This window comes from Methanospirillum sp. (assembly GCF_035406105.1).
Classification (GTDB): Archaea; Halobacteriota; Methanomicrobia; order Methanomicrobiales; family Methanospirillaceae; genus Methanospirillum.
In genome coordinates this window covers 1-16,018 of sequence record NZ_DAONKG010000001.1, presented here as the reverse complement: position 1 = coordinate 16,018, position 16,018 = coordinate 1, and the positions used below count along the sequence as shown (strand labels likewise).

Genomic DNA, 16,018 nt, shown 5'->3' with positions numbered 1-16,018 from the left:
CTTTACAATGCACATAATATTAAGAAATCAAAATCAGTAATACTAATTACTTGTAAGATTAACAATTGTGTCGACAGGTATGAAAAAAGTTTTAGGTGCATTTCTTGTAGTGGTGCTTACCGGTTGTTTACTCATGGCTGGTTGCACCTCCACAAATTCCGGTACCACTTCGATGGACAAATCTGAAAAATCTGTATCAACCGGAGAAAAAGTCCTTCGGGTTGGAGATTTATGGGCAGTATCTTCCATAAATCCCGGGGACGGACATGATGGGGGAACATTTGTTACCGAAAAAGCAATTGTTACAGAAACACTTGTCGGTGCAAATGACAAATTTGAGCTTGTTCCCAATCTTGCTGAAAGCTGGTCACAGGTGGATGAAACAACCTGGGAATTTAAGATACGACCTGGTGTAAAATTCCATAATGGCAAAGAGATGAAGGCCAGTGATGTGAAAGCCTCACTTGACAGAACAGCCAATCTCTCACCCAGCACGGCAACTCTGATGTCATATGACAGTACTGAAGTTGTTGACGACTATACCATCCGTATTCATACAAAAGATCTAAACCCCCTGGTTCCTGGTATTTTACATTATCCGGATACTGCTATTGTAAGTCAGGATTCCTATCTGCCTGATGGAACATTCAACGTTCCAATCGGAACAGGGCCTATGAAAGTTGAATCGTTTGATGAACAGACCGGGACTCTCACCGTTGTAAAAAATACTGACTGGTGGAAAGGAACACCAAAATTTGACAAGATGATCATTCGGGGATATGAAAGCCCAGAGACACGGGCTATGATGATCGAGAATGGAGATCTTGACTTTACCTGTGATCCTCCATACAGCGAAGTTGACCGTCTGGATGCGATTGATGGCATCCATGTGGAGAAGTTTAATACTCCCCGGTTGTACAAGATCGATGTTAACCTGAACAAGACGGTAATGAATGATAAAAATGTCAGAAAGGCGATCTCACATGCCATTGATCGTACAAATATTACCACCAATGTTCTCTATGGTGTCGGAACTCCGGCAGGGGGCTGTTTCCTTCCATCCATGAAATGGAGAAATGCAACCCTTACTCCATATGAGTATAATGTGAATCTATCAAAGCAGTATCTTGCTGCTTCAGGCTGGATTGATACGAATGGCGATGGATATGTGGATAAAAATGGTGAGCCTCTGACACTCCGGTTCTTCACCTATACCGAACGCCCGGGTCTTCCACCCATGCAGGAAGCGATATCAGCCAATCTTGAGAGTATTGGGATCAAGGTAGAACAGACTGCAATGGAGAATGCGGCACTCTCAAAAGCGATGGGTGATGATTGGGATCTCTATCTTTCAGCTACAAATCTGGCAATGGTCCCTGACCCTGAGTATGTTTTGAAGGGCTGGTATTCCTCTGGTGGAGTCAATAACAAACCAAATTACCGAAATCCGGTTGTTGACCGGATGATAATTGAAGGTCATTATCTGACAAACGAAACCGAACGGTATGATCACTTCCGTCAGATTGAGGGAATTGTCTATGATGATCTCCCGACCATCAATGTTGCATACTATGGTGTCGCAATTGTCATGTCAGATGATGTATCCGGATATGTTTTTGATCCCACCGCCCATGATTACCGGATTGATCCAAACATGACAATCAAATAAACACACTTCATTTTTTTACATGAAAAACGATATTCTAGATCGTCAAATGCATGACAATCGTATAAAAAATGAGATTGCATGCAGGTGGGATACCTATGCAGAAACATATGATTCTTTTGTCTCTCACGGTGTCCAGACAGAGGAGGAGAAAAAACTCTGGGTTGATGCCTTTTTAAAAGCCATTGATCAGGACATGAAAAATCTCACCGTGCTTGATGTTGGATGTGGAACTGGAGCTATCGGTCTTATTTTTGCCGAGATGGGATGTTCTGTCACAGGAATTGATCTCTCGGAGAAGATGATGGAAACCGGCAGGCAGAAAGCCGGGGAAAGGGGTCTTGCGATGAAATTTATCTCTGTAGATGCTGAATATCCACCATTTCCAGGCAATGAATTTGATATTGTACTATCGCGGCATCTGCTCTGGACGCTCCCTCATCCGATTGAAGCTCTCAGATCCTGGAGACGGATATTAAAGCCAGGTGGAAAATCCCTGGTTATTGCAGGAGTATGGGATGATGGGACGTTAAAAACTCGTATCCTGAAATCCATGAGTACAACTCTTGGTATGATCTTTGATCCTGTTCATGTCGAGAAACTGACATATTCATCTGAATTACGGCAGCATCTACCTCATTTGGGAGGTATTTCTGAAGAGGACGCACGATATTTGTTTGAACAGGCAGGATTTCAGAACATTCGCGTTTATGATCTACGCAATATCCGTGAAAATCAGAAAAAACGGAGTTTATGGTTTGAGGAATTAACCCCCCTGGGAACGTATTACCTGATATCAGGGACAAAACGCGAGTGAAAAATGCATCAGTACATTCTGAAAAGAACTGGTTATCTGATTCTGACATTGATTTTTTCTTCAATATTTACATTCACGGTCATTAACGCAATCCCTGGAGAACCTGCAGAAGTTTTGGCAAAACACCTCTTTCTTGGACTTGAAGAGTCAGCCCCTCCTGAACTCATCGAGGAGGTTGCTTTTCGATATGATCTGAACAGGCCACTCCTGGAACAGTATTTTGAGTGGATACAAGGATTTTTTGTGGGGGATCTTGGAAATTCCATTCTCTATCATAAACCAGTTACCCGATTGCTTGCATTGTATCTGCCACCAACTCTTATCCTGACCTGTAGTGCTATGACGTTTGCAATCATCACGGGTCTTATTCTGGGAGTTTTATCTGCTATCCGTCAGAATACCCTCATTGACCACCTGGTCAGGTTCCTGACCATATTTTGCGTATCTATGCCCGCATTCTGGGTAGCTGTCATGCTGGTGCTGATCTTTTCATTATGGCTTGGTATTACTCCGGTTGCGGGATATGGCTCTCCAAAATACCTTATTCTTCCGCTTTTTGCTCTGGGGTTACATTCAATGGCTTCAATTACCCGGATTATGAGGACGAGCATGCTCGATACCATGGAAAAACCGTTTATGACCTTTTCAAAAGCCAAAGGACTACCCTGGCGAAAAATTCTCATCTCTCATGCATGTAAGAACGCTCTGCTTCCAGTCCTGACAGTGATTGGGATGTCTTTTGGTTCTCTTCTCGCGGGTTCGGTCGTCATTGAGACCGTTTTTGCCTGGCCAGGGATTGGAGCTCTCTTAATGAAAGCGATTTCAGCCCGTGATCTGGTTCTCATTGAGAGTACCATACTGGTTATCGTCTTCATGTTCCTGATGGTGAATTTTGTTATCGATATCCTGTACCATGTCATTGATCCGAGGATAAACTATGAGTGAAACGGTACATATTGCCATATTGAGGGGATTATCAATTTCATGGGAAAAATACGATTGGTATCACCGGTTAAAAGAGCGAAGGGATCTTCAGATCGTATTTGTATGTATTATCATAGTCTTTGTCCTCAGTCTGTGTGCACCGCTCCTCACCGGACAGAATCCGAATAGTCAGGATTTGCGAGGGAAAAACCAGGGGCCATCGCTCGATCATCTGTTGGGTACGGATTACCTTGGCAGGGATCTCTTTGCACGGGTAATGTACGGTCTTCAGACATCACTGGGGATTGCTGGTACCACGATCCTGATATCATTTGTTATCGGTGTAAGTATTGGGAGTCTTTCAGGGTACCTGGGAGGGTGGGTAGACAATTGTATTGCACGAATAATTGATCTGTTCCTTGCATTCCCTTCGATTATTCTCGCTCTTGCGCTTATGCTCCTTATGGGATCTGGAATTTTGAATATGATTATGATGCTCACGATTGTTCAATGGGCATCTTTTGCCAGACTGATAAGGGGACAGGTCCTTTCAGAAAAAAACCAGGATTATGTCCTTTCGTCGAGGGCTGCGGGTCTTCCGGGATGGTGGATTGTTACCAAACACATTTTACCAAATTGCATCATGCCAGTAATAGTCCTCGCAACAATGGATATCGGGCACACTATCCTGACCATTTCAACCCTTTCTTTTCTGGGAATAGGTATCCCTCCAGCTATTCCGGAATGGGGTTCGATGATAAATTCCGGACTCCCGTATATGCGGATTGCACCGTTCAATGTCATTATTCCAGGTCTCATGATCACCTGTGTCACCCTGCTTTTTAATATCGCAGGAGAAGGACTTCGGGATATTACGAATCCATTGGCAGATAATGAAGGTTCCTTATGAATTCCATACTTGAAGTAACTGATCTTAATGTTTCATTTCCGACAAGAAACGGAGTCATTCATGCATCGCAACAGGTTTCTTTTCGTATTTCAAAAGGGAAATCCTGTGTGCTGGTTGGTGAGACCGGTTCAGGAAAATCAGTTATCGGGCAGTCAGTTCTTCGCCTGCTGCCTCAAAAATCGATCATATCAGGAAGTATCCGGTACAAGGGTTTAGATATACTTACCCTGTCTGAAGAAGAGTTTTCTCACCTTCGGGGACGAGAAATTTCACTTGTCCCTCAGAATCCATCCGCTTCATTAGATCCCCTGATGAAATGCGGTGATCAGATTGCTGAATCTGTTGAATTGCGAGGGGTGAAAAAATCATCTGTCACAGAAGAAGTCTTGCATATTCTCTCCAATCTCCGGTTTTTGGATCCTGTCCGGGTGTCTCTTTCGCTTCCATCCCGTTTGTCTGGAGGAATGAGACAGAGGGTTGCCACTGGCATAGCTCTTGCCTCAAAACCTCAGTTTCTGGTCCTTGATGAACCTACCAAAGGGCTTGATTATGCAGCCAGAACATCAACCATAGATATATTACACCACATCAAAGCGAACCGGCAGGATACCCAGTTGTTAATTACGCATGACCTGGATTTGGCTCACCGTATTGGTGATACCATGGGCGTTCTCTATTCAGGAGAACTGGTTGAGTTTGGACCGGTGAATGAGATCTTTTCCAATCCTTTGCATCCCTATACAAAAGGGCTCATTTCCGCCCTTCCCCGAAATGGTATGAAACCAATTCCAGGTTCATGCCCTGGATTTTTGAATCTTCCCAAAGGTTGCTATTTTCATAAAAGATGTCCTCACCCCTGTGCAAGAGGCGAAGACGTTCATCCGGAAATATGTGATATTTCAGAGGAGAGGCAGGTGCGATGTCACAGATTCTCCGCGTAGAAGGGTTATATAAGACATTTGGTCATGGAGATATCTTTCGGGATGTATCCTTCACTCTCGATTCCGGCGAAACGATAGGATTATTCGGGATGAGCGGGTCAGGAAAGTCTACACTTGGAAGGTGTATAGTAGGTCTTGAGAGATGTACCTCTGGTAAAATCTATTTTGAAGGGGATGATGTGTCGACCGTGCCGAAAAAAATGAGGCCACTTTTAAGAACAAAGATGCAGATGATCTTTCAACACCCGGAGATCTCTTTTGATCCGAGGAGACGGCTGATTGATAGTGTTACTGAACCGCTTGTGTATCATACAAAGCAGGATCAACAGGATGTTTTTCGTTCTCTTTTTCCATTAATTGAGGCTGTCGGTCTTCATCATCAGTTGTTTGAGAAATATCCAGGTCAGTTATCTGGTGGAGAACTGCAACGGGCGATGATGGTCCGAATATATTCACTCTCCCCAAAGCTCATCGTCGCTGATGAACCTACTTCAATGCTTGATATGTCAGTCCAGGCCCAGGTTCTGAATCTCATGAAGGATTTACAGCAGAAAAATAATACGGCATGTGTGTTTATTTCTCATGATCCGGAAGTGATGCAGATTATGTGTGATCGGATTGGGATCATAACAGATGGAACATGTACTCTTGTTGAAAAAGAAGAATTTGATGATTGGGTTTCTTATATGGGATCTTAAATTACCTTCCATTTGTTGCTCGGTACATTGTGACCTGCTACCTTTCCAGGATCCACTTCCAGACTGGCATGACACAAATCCCCCCAGTCGGTGCTTCTTCCTGGTGGAGTGTGAGCAGATATCCCGTTGATCCGGGAAACGAGGTGCAAGCTTCCATAAGACCACCGAATTCCCGTTCCCGGTTTTCATCGGACAGGTTCCAGCATACCTGAATTGCCATAATCACTTTTCCCTGGTCCAGTACGATAAAATCACATTCATTCTCTCCTTTCAGCCAGTATAATTCATACCCTCTCCGGCGAAGCTCCATCCATACAATATTTTCAAGGAGAAGGCCGTGGTCATCTGAAAATCTGAAGGATACAGCATTTCGGAGAGCGGTATCGATTCCGTAATATTTTTGGTTCCTTGAGAGTTGTTTTTTCATTGAATACTCAAACGGAGAGAGCGTTCCGATAAGATAGGTGTCTTCGAGGTATCCGATCCAGTTCTTTAAGGAAACAGGACTTTTCATCTGCACGACAGAAGCCAGAGAGGTAAGGCTTGCTTCTCTCGTCATATTTGAATATACATATCTGCATAATAAGCGGAATGATTTGATTTCACGAATCCCATATCTGGCGATTACATCACGGAACAAAATATCATCAAAGGTTCTTTGCAGGATCTCCGGATCCGGATCTTTCAGATATTCTGGAAATCCCCCGTCATCAATGTACTGTGAGAAAAGCCGGAGAGCAGCTGCAGATTCACTGGTGGTATGAATACCGGATGGATTCCACGAGAATTGATGAAACGTGCAGTATTCATCAAACCCAAAGGGGAACAGCTCAATCCGAACATATCTCCCGGTAAGATGGGTTCCAAGTTCCCTACTGAGCATCTGTGCATTTGACCCGGTCAGGAAAATCCGGTATCCTTCGTCATGCATTCTTCTTACAACCCGTTCCCATCCGGGGATATTCTGGATCTCATCAAAAAAGACCGTTCGTACTCCGGGATATAGCTCCTCCCAGATGAAAAGAAGGGATGAAAGATCCTCTGGAGTAGAACCGATCAACCGGTCATCATCAGCATTCAGATATAAGAAAGAGGGAAATCCAAGAGATAATTGTTTCAGGAACGTGGATTTGCCAGACCTTCTGACCCCCGAAATAACAACAATCCTATCCTTATGACGGTATTGTGCAGGATCGATTCTCCGTGGTATACCTGGATCCTGATTCGTAAATCGTTTCAGTTGATCTGCTATGACTTCTTTCAGGATGTGATGAGGAATCATATATTACCAATAAACAAAAATCTATTTTTCGTTTATTAGTAATAACAGTTATGTCACCTCATTCGTGGCTATCTGATAGTATTGTCCCTGGCAATAGTGTGGTCGTACCGCTAAAAAACATCAAATGAGTGAGAATGGCCTCCTCCTGTAGTTTCACCAGAGGCAACCCTCTCATCCGCTGAGCACAAGATCATCCTTTTTCCAAATATCCGCCCCAACACGAGGGAATGGTGGCCTCTTCTGATTGGGTATCACACCACACAAATCATCGGTTCATCCAAAACTCTGTAATCGGATAGAGAGAGGGGCGATCATTCCTCCTCCCTCTTTTCACCTTGAAGAATCGAGTCTGCGTATGAAAAGATAGGGGGATAGAGCTCTGTAACGACATCTGCCATGTTATATCTCCCAAAATAATAGGGAGATTTGCCAAGCAGTCTGATTGGAATGACCTTCACCGATGATCGTTGTATCGGGACAAGCGGCCCCTCCCCCTCGCAGGTGAAAAACCCGGTTGGAGCTGCCTTTTCAGGGAGTGAGATCCCTGAAGGAATAAACCCGGATACCGGGGCGACACTCCTGCTCACGTTCTCATTTTGAACCGTTTTGACCTGCCGTACCGCATGTAATACCTCATCTCTGCTCTTTCCCCGGATATACAGAAGATGCCAGGGATTCTCATCCAGTGCCTCCGCAACAAAATACCATGCGGCGATCGTATGAATACAGGGATTATACTGATCACCACAGGTACAATAACAGGAAAACCATCTGTCCTGAGAAGGAATCAGTTCAAGACCAACACGTCTGAGTTCCTGAACAAAATATACGGAGAAATCCCCGGATACCAGTGCCCCGGTGAGTGATGCATCTTTAGCAATCGTCTCTATCAGTGTATCCCATTCAGGTTGTCTGAACTGGGTTACCGAAAAGTCCACATCGCGAATCGTATACCCGGAACAACTGATCCCGATCTTAATCCACCCCGGTGTGAATACCAGTCTGGATGCCTCATTTTTCCTGGCACAGTCAAGCCCCCGTGCAAGCCGTTTCTTTTCAGCAACAGACTCCATTGCTCTGACAAAATCCCGTACATACCATGACCTCCCGACCGGGCCATCCTGTGCCTTCAGCTGAATTTTCTTCTCGTCTGGAACATCATGTATTGATTTAATCCACCACCGGTTCTTGCGTCTCCTCATGCTTCCTCCCCGCGAAAGAGACTATCACGAAGTGATACAATCTCCAAAAGTTCTTTGGTTGAGAGATTTGTCAGATACTCATCACTCTGTGCAAGCACTTCCTTTGCAAGCGTCCGTTTCTCCTGATTCATCAGATCTATCCGTTCCTCAAGGGTTCCAGCCGTTATCATAAGATGCACCTGCACATTCCTCTTCTGTCCAATCCGGTACGTCCGGTCAGTTGCCTGGTCTTCAACCGCCGGATTCCACCACCGATCAACATGAAATACATGCGTCGCTTTCGTCAGGTTCAGGCCAGTTCCACCGGCTTTGAGAGAAATAACAAAGATTATCGGGGTAGATGACGCCTGAAACTCCTCTATCATCTGTTCCCGTTTTTTCCTGGGCGTTGAACCGGTCAGGAGGAAAACCCGTGTGTCTCCCTGTTTTTCTATCATCCCTGCGAGTTCCTCAGCGAATGTTGCATACTGACTGAATATGAGTGCCGAGTCCCCTTCGGAAGCGATCTCTTCAATCATCTCCAGCAGCCGGCTCACCTTCCCGGACCGTTCAGCCTTAATTGATTTATCCCTGCCAACACGTCCCGGATGGTTACATATCTGTTTCAGTCGTGTTATCGCAGCAAGAATTGCTCCTTTCCTGGCAATACCCTCCACTTTATCAAGGTTTTTTGCCATATCCGACACAACCGCCTGGTATAAGGTTGCCTGCTCGGTTGTGAGGGTGCAATATATCCGGTTCTCCATCTTTTCCGGGAGATCATCGATAACATGCTTGTCTGTCTTCATTCGCCTGAGCAGGAACGGACGGATGAGGGATCGCAGCTCCTGTATCAGTTCCGAATTTTTATCCTGCTCTATCTGGCGGGAATACCGATTCGTAAATGCACTCTGTGATCCAAGGTATCCCGGATTTAAAAAGTCCATGATCGACCAGAGTTCCAGTAACCGGTTCTCAACCGGGGTGCCGGTCAGAGCAACCCGCCTCTCTCCGGTGAGCGATTTTACTGCCACAGTCTGGTTTGCATGAACGTTCTTGATATTTTGTGCCTCATCAAGAATGATTGCAGACCAGGAAACGGTTTTGAGATGGTCACGATCCCGTGCTGCCAGATGATAGGTGGTCAGAACCAGGTCATATGAACCGACATGTCTCACGAAATCATCGCCTTTGCACCGGTCAGTTCCATGATGCACCCATGAACGGAGGGAAGGGGCAAACCGCTGTATTTCCCGCTCCCAGTTCCCGACAACCGACATCGGGCATATAAGGAGGGCGGGATTCATGGGTTTTTCTGTCTCTTTCAGATAAAGAAGCCAGGCAAGGGTCTGGGGAGTTTTTCCAAGCCCCATGTCATCGGCAAGGCAGGCGCCAAACCCTCTCCTGGTACACTGACAGAGGAATGAGAACCCTTCTTCCTGGTATGGCCTGAGTGTTCCCTGAAATTTCTTCGGGACAAGGATCGCCTGATATGTCTCAGTCCTGAAAAAGTCCAGAAGATCCGCAACCCAGTCATCCTTTGCATGAATCGAGACCGGGACGTCGGAATCCTCCATGTTTTTCAGGGAGAGCCGCAGGAGATCGCCGGTGGTATTTTCTGCCCTGCTCTGCTGTTTGCTGAAAGAATCCAGGGCACGCTGTATGGCATCCGGACGAATGGGTATCCATCTGCCTCCCAGCCAGACAAAGGGAGCCTTTTCTTTCACCAATGTCCAGAACTCATCCGGTGAATATGACTCATCACCGATTGCAATCCGGTAATCAAATGACAGGAGTTCCTGCAGCCCTATCCTTGCCTTCGTATGGGAAGGATTCCGCCTTTGTGCATGGAGTTCAACCCGTGGTGTACAGGTCGTATCTGTCCACCAGTCCGGCAGAAGCACGGTAACTCCTTTCCTTTTTGCTCTTTCAAGGTCAGATCCGAGAAACGTTGCAGCCTCTTTGAGGGTCATGCTTCCTCCGGTGGGGTTCTTTCCGGACAGGTGACGCCATAATACCGATGATGATGAGGTTACAAGCCCGATACCGGCAAGGAGGATGTGTTTGAGATAGGCTCCCTGGGGGAACAGCCCGCACTGGTGATCAGGTAATTCCCAGATAATGCCAGCCGGGATAAGAAGAGACGGTTCTGCCTCGGATCTGACATACAGACTGAAATCCCACGGTTCCGTATGTCCTTGTGGCGGATCTTTGATGATCATGCAGAACTCAAAGGGAGCAAACCGTCCTGAACTGGCGAAGGTCAGCCAGTCCTGCATTGCCCGTGAGAAGGTTCTCTCAAATCCTTTGTCTTTGGCAGGATCGGTTACCCCGATAAGATCAGTCATGAACTGCATCTCATTTTCTGTGGGCTGAAAATAGGGATCCTTTTCTTCTTTCAGGTTATAACCGGCCAAGGCAGAACGGATGATTACCTGCATCATTTCTCTGATGAATTTCTCGACTCTGGCCTCCGGTTTCGGAAAAAAGGGATCTTTAGCGACCCGGGGAAGAGCGTATCTAGAGACCTGGGGCATCCGGCTTGAAAATTCTGATACCCATGCCATTTCCTGAGGAGTAAGGGCCGGGATCCATAGGGCATGATACCCGGCAAATGTCCGTTCTGAAGATGGTTTGAACCGTCCGTTCTGGATAAGCCTGACGGTGCTCTCCATCAGAATGGAGATGTACTGGAAGGAATCACCTGGAATGTATTGGTTGTCAGTATTGTGAGCGGCTTTCCAGATCTGAAAAAAGGTATCATACGAGCAGAGGAGAACCGGAACATATATCGGAACAAGAGGGAGTTTTTTCTCCTTTGGTGATGGCTTCTTTTTTGATGAGAACTGAGAGGAAGGAGGGACCGTTTCTCCAGCGGGGAGGTACATAATCCACCTCGTAGCCTTCAGATCATCATATGCTCCAAAACAGTTCTCTATGAGCGTTTTGAGATCAGTATGATCAAGGGAGTATGGATATTCTCCCGGTTTATCCTTATCGTAGCCTTTTTTCCTGACATGAGCAGGTTTATCTGTTATATATTCTGCACATATCGCCACCCCTTCAACGGACGGGTTGATCAAGGCATGAAGGACGGGAAGTGAAGGATCAGGTAAGGTCTCTTCTTCTGTATCGTGGATTGGTGCTGGTCGCTTCGCAGTCACTAATAGCCCCTGTACATATATGGTCTCCTTCTGCTCACATAATGGGATTGATAGGTTCGATCCATCCGTTGATATGCTTCAGAGGAGCTCTCTTTATCATGAAACAATTTCGTGATCTCTCCCATCAGGATCTAAACTCCTGGGTGGGATCACAGACCGCTTCACGAGGGAGATCATATCAGAGATCCGGGTATGTATTAAGCGTATATCAGATCTCGGACGATATAATCTGCGGGTCGGTAGAGGGGACAAAAGAGTATCATACGGTGGTATCAGGAACAGAAGGTCTCTCCTCAAGATGTACCTGTCCGGTGGGGTCAGACTGCAAACATGGCGTTGCTTTGATGATGGAGTATCTTGAGCGGTTAAAACGGGGCGTTGAGGTATCGAAACCTCCTGAAAACGAGTATGAGAGGACATATCTTCCGCTTCTTGATTCGGGATCGAGTAATTTTGTTCTTCCTACCCCGGTTCATAATCAAAAGAAAGACCTACAAGCGTATTTACAGTCGCTCTCAAAGGACGACCTGATTAATATCATCCTCTCCGGGCTTGAGGGGCATGATCTTGCGGTGTACCTGAACCGGCGACAGAGAATTGAGGAGAGTTCATCCGATTCATCACAATCGGCTATTATTGCAGAAATCGAACTGGTAACGTCAGAGGAGGTCTCCTATTCTGATTGGTACGAGATTGATGAAGAAGATATGCCGGATTACTCCGGTATCTATGAGAGTTTCTCTGCTTTACTTGAAGCGAAGCGATATGCTGATCTTATCAGCCTTGGTCATATCCTCCTGGAAAAATCTGCTGCTCAACTTGAGATGGATGATGAATCTGGTTCAATCAGTTCTCAAATATCGGAGTGCATAAAGGTCGTTGCAAAAGCATTCGAGCGCTCGGATCTTCCGGTCCATCAGAAGATTTTGTCTGCGATTGAGTTGATCAAGGAAGATGAGTACGATCTGACCGATGATATCAGGGGTTTTATTCATTGCTCAGATAATAAATCTGAATGGTCAAAGGTAGCTGATTGTCTTCTTGGGAAGAACAAAGGAGAAAGAGAGGATGGAGAGTCCTCTTCAGAAGGTGATCTGCTGTATTATGCTGACTGGATAGAGATGGCTCTTAAGCGGTCAGGAAGAAGTGATGAGGCGATAGAATTTGCACGCCGTCTTGCTGAGGAACAGAACCGGGATCTTCCCTTCATATCGTTACTTTTACAGTTAAACAAAAAAATGGAAGCGATTGAGTGGATCAAGAAATCTGTTTATAAGAAGCGGTTCAGTCCTTATGAACCAATACAGCTCTTCGAAATATTGCGAACAATATATGAAGAGTCTGGTGACTGGCTCATGATCACCGCTCTTGATACTGAAATTTTTATGCGAAACCCATCCCTGTATCATTATAAAACAATGATGACTTCAGCAAAAAAAGCGGGAGTTTCCGATTCTATCAGGCCGTATATTCATGCCTTTCTGAAAGATGGGATTTTGCCAACTTCTTCAGAAGAAGGGAGTATCCTCCCTGGTATCCTCCCTGAAACCGGGGTTACATTGGCCAGGAGAAATGCACAGGTAAACTATCCGGTACGGGATCTCCTCCTTGAGATGGCTATCGACGGGAATGATCCAAAAGAGGTATTCCTGTGGTATACTCCGAATCCCAGAAGAGTCATCAACAATCCGAGAGATTGTCTGGATGATCGTATAGCGGATGCTATTGTGAAGAAAAATCCTGAGCAGGCTATTATGATTTGGAAACAACTTGCTGAAACCTTAATCAACCTAAAAAACCCCGGTTTATATGTGGTTGCAGTCAGTTTTCTTATGAAAGGGAAGGCCGCCTCTCAAAAATCCGGCAAGTCTGCTGAATTCGAGGAGTACATACTTCATCTGAAGACTGAGCATGCAAAAAAACGAAGGTTCATCCAGGATCTTGCAGTTCTTGAAGGGAAAAGAATTATTGATGATATGTGAATAATATTTAAACAGAGAAGGGCTGCTTATGCAATCAAATCTTCTGTATAAAGTTTGATAGCCTCCTGTATCCGTTCGTAAACCTCTTCATATGAGCTCCCTTGAGAGGAACATCCCTATAGTCCGGGAATAAATGCATAGTAACCCTCTTTGTCTATCTTAATAATGACTGAAAATTTATATCGGTTCATAGTTTGTGTCAGTATCCATCTTATGCGATGTAAGGAAAATACATATTATCTTACTACCTATACAATAGGGCAATACATTTATGCGAAACACTTCTTCACCTGCTGGAAAAAAAAACCGGTCCCGGACTTATAGGGAGCACCATTTATGTCAAAATGAGGGCCAAAAAAGGGGTACTTATGGGCATATTTCCAGAGGGAGAAGAGAGATAAAAAAACCCCTTCAATGTATCGTCATTAAAGAGTCTCAAAAAAATGAGATCATGATGAAAATGTCACCTGATAGCATTCGGATCTTAAGCGAGACGAAATGGAATGAAAAGGGGTTTATTCCTTCATTTGCTCACACGGATAAGGTTTTAAGAGAGGCTTCCCGCCGAACGTATAAAACTCTTGGCATATCCGACCAATGAGGATATTTTCAATTTTTGCCGGGCCCAATGGGTCTGGTAAATCCACAATAGTTCCAAATTATTCCGATCTTGTTTTATTGGAGCCTCTGAGTGATATGGGAGTTACACTTCACTGCTATACATTGAGTGAAGGAGAGGGTTCATTAAAGAAATCGTGAATTACATATTTCCTTGTTCCATACATTTATCCCCGTCCCCATTGACGATATCCGCAATCTCCCGAAAACTCTCAAATGCCGCCTCGATGTTCTCAAGTTTGCCAGAACATCCAAATCATGAAAATATAGTATAATGCGAAATTTTTAGAATTTATTCCGAAAATTTCGTTTAAACTATGTAGTGCTTTTAGATTGCACGCCTTGGAATAATCTTCTTTTAAATCCGATTATTAAAAGACGTTTTGCAAGGCACTATAATCAATGATTATCCTACACCGTCAGGTTATCTCTTTGTATGGGGTATTAGTATTCCGCTTTTCTTATGAGAATAGCTAAAAAACCCCCTTCCAACAAATTGGGGTTTATAAAGAATTTATAAACTTGCGATCACCAGTGTGGGGTTTTTTTGTTAGGTTGCATTGAGATATCCTTATCTGATTTAACGCCCGTGTAACAGTTGTAACAGTTGTAGCAGTTCTATGGAAAAGAGACCTGCACAAATTATTGAAGTAAATCTGATGAGAGGGCCTCTGACATGTACTGTTGAAATGACAATATTGAATGAACGATCTGAATTCCCAATCCATTGATTAGTTATGAGTAAGATATCTTTCACCTAATTATGCTCATGCAGGAACCAACCCCGGAAATGGTCCAGTCATGGAAAGAAACCTATAAAACATTCAGACCAGGACTCAAACCCAACAAGAAACCAATACAAGACGTCATTGCATACCTGAAGGAGAACTATCCGGTCATAGACAGAACTGAACAAAAACTACTCCAGATCGTAATCGAAAATGTTACCTTGAACGAGCATTCTGCACACAAGATCCCTCCAGGCAAACCCCCTCTGGCTCAGGTTTTCCAGATCGAAAATACCGGAACCGGAAAAAGCCTCTATGAAAATCAGGATGAGATATTCAAGGGATGTCCTGTTATCGTTGGCTTTGAACTTGAATCCGGGTATTTCATGGTCGAGGGAAGCAGTCAGCTCTGGGATGAGTTATTCATATACCGTGGACTGGACGAAGAAGATCTGAATAATTATTATCTGGTTGCTGAATACGTGGCATGTATCCAAAAAACCGGGCATCCGGCCCGAAAATAAAATTAAAAGGTATTTTCGTATGATTTCATAAATTCTTGAGCATACATATCACCACTAGTCCTAAACCATACCTGAAAAAATGATAGAGATGGATATCAGGTCGGATTAAATTTCTGACATGTCAATTCTCAGGGCCTCACCCCACCATTCAAATAGCATTGGACAATACAATATCCATAATCATCACTCATGCTTTGACTATTCTGCGGAGGGATTTGAGGCACTTCAAGATATATCCTGCTATCCTGATAACGTTCTCCGTTTGAAAAACTCAAAGGACTCTGATTCCTAATACGTGTTTTCAATATATCACTTTCATAAAACTCATGTGGCGTTCCATGAGCCGTGAAAATCATATTCCCTTCAGCGAGTGAGAGGTTAGAAATTACAAAAAATTCCCCCGAATCAGTATCTGAACCGGAAAATTTCACCGCAGCATTCAGAGGCTATGATAACCCCGATAGCCCTTCAATAGGGATTAAAACTCTCATTTTTTCCGATGACAGGTAAAAAAAGGGAATAATGTCATAAACGGTAAGTACCAGACTCCCATCCTGTTCTTCCATGATTGACGTGTTTCCCC

At 44.6% G+C, this 16,018-nt stretch carries 11 protein-coding genes; 8 read left to right on the top strand and 3 right to left on the bottom strand.

Annotated features, from left to right (window positions below):
• Window positions 1-79 precede the first annotated feature (79 nt).
• Genes PLA23_RS00055 through PLA23_RS00030 form a run of 6 tightly spaced genes read left to right on the top strand, consistent with a single transcriptional unit; the run spans window position 80 to window position 5,956 of the window.
• Complete coding sequence (locus PLA23_RS00055) at window positions 80-1,669, top strand: ABC transporter substrate-binding protein (RefSeq protein WP_324328356.1); 1,590 nt, start codon at window positions 80-82, stop codon at window positions 1,667-1,669.
• A gap of 46 nt (window positions 1,670-1,715) precedes the next feature.
• On the top strand, window positions 1,716-2,483 hold the full coding sequence (locus tag PLA23_RS00050; protein ID WP_324473473.1) for a class I SAM-dependent methyltransferase: 768 nt from the start codon (window positions 1,716-1,718) through the stop codon (window positions 2,481-2,483).
• Between the two features lie 3 nt (window positions 2,484-2,486).
• Entirely contained in the window at window positions 2,487-3,428 is a 942-nt protein-coding gene (locus tag PLA23_RS00045) for an ABC transporter permease (RefSeq protein WP_324473471.1), read from the top strand.
• On the top strand, window positions 3,421-4,317 hold the full coding sequence (locus tag PLA23_RS00040; protein WP_324328350.1) for an ABC transporter permease: 897 nt from the start codon (window positions 3,421-3,423) through the stop codon (window positions 4,315-4,317). The genes PLA23_RS00045 and PLA23_RS00040 overlap by 8 nt, the downstream gene beginning before the upstream one ends.
• On the top strand, window positions 4,314-5,258 hold the full coding sequence (locus PLA23_RS00035) for an ABC transporter ATP-binding protein (protein WP_324473469.1): 945 nt from the start codon (window positions 4,314-4,316) through the stop codon (window positions 5,256-5,258). The genes PLA23_RS00040 and PLA23_RS00035 overlap by 4 nt, the downstream gene beginning before the upstream one ends.
• Window positions 5,237-5,956, top strand: coding sequence for an ABC transporter ATP-binding protein (locus PLA23_RS00030; RefSeq protein WP_324328347.1), 720 nt, complete (start codon window positions 5,237-5,239; stop codon window positions 5,954-5,956). Before PLA23_RS00035 ends, PLA23_RS00030 begins: the two co-directional genes overlap by 22 nt.
• Window positions 5,957-5,993: 37 nt before the next feature.
• Here the strand turns inward: PLA23_RS00030 and PLA23_RS00025 are convergent, their stop codons facing one another.
• From PLA23_RS00025 to PLA23_RS00015, 3 genes are all read right to left on the bottom strand, one after another.
• Window positions 5,994-7,238 (bottom strand): ATP-binding protein, encoded by a 1,245-nt coding sequence (locus PLA23_RS00025; protein WP_324473467.1) that lies wholly within the window; start codon window positions 7,236-7,238, stop codon window positions 5,994-5,996.
• A 311-nt stretch (window positions 7,239-7,549) separates the two neighbouring features.
• Entirely contained in the window at window positions 7,550-8,440 is an 891-nt protein-coding gene (locus PLA23_RS00020) for an SWIM zinc finger family protein (protein WP_324473465.1), read from the bottom strand.
• Window positions 8,437-11,583, bottom strand: a complete 3,147-nt coding sequence (locus PLA23_RS00015) for a DEAD/DEAH box helicase (RefSeq protein ID WP_324473463.1) — start codon at window positions 11,581-11,583, stop codon at window positions 8,437-8,439. The genes PLA23_RS00020 and PLA23_RS00015 overlap by 4 nt, the downstream gene beginning before the upstream one ends.
• Before the next feature lie 98 nt (window positions 11,584-11,681).
• Between PLA23_RS00015 and PLA23_RS00010 the strand changes: the two genes are divergently transcribed.
• Complete coding sequence (locus tag PLA23_RS00010; protein ID WP_324473461.1) at window positions 11,682-13,565, top strand: SWIM zinc finger family protein; 1,884 nt, start codon at window positions 11,682-11,684, stop codon at window positions 13,563-13,565.
• A 1,387-nt stretch (window positions 13,566-14,952) separates the two neighbouring features.
• Window positions 14,953-15,435 carry a hypothetical protein gene (locus tag PLA23_RS00005; RefSeq protein ID WP_324329923.1) on the top strand — a complete coding sequence of 161 codons (483 nt, stop codon included), beginning with the start codon at window positions 14,953-14,955 and terminating at the stop codon, window positions 15,433-15,435.
• Window positions 15,436-16,018 lie beyond the last annotated feature (583 nt).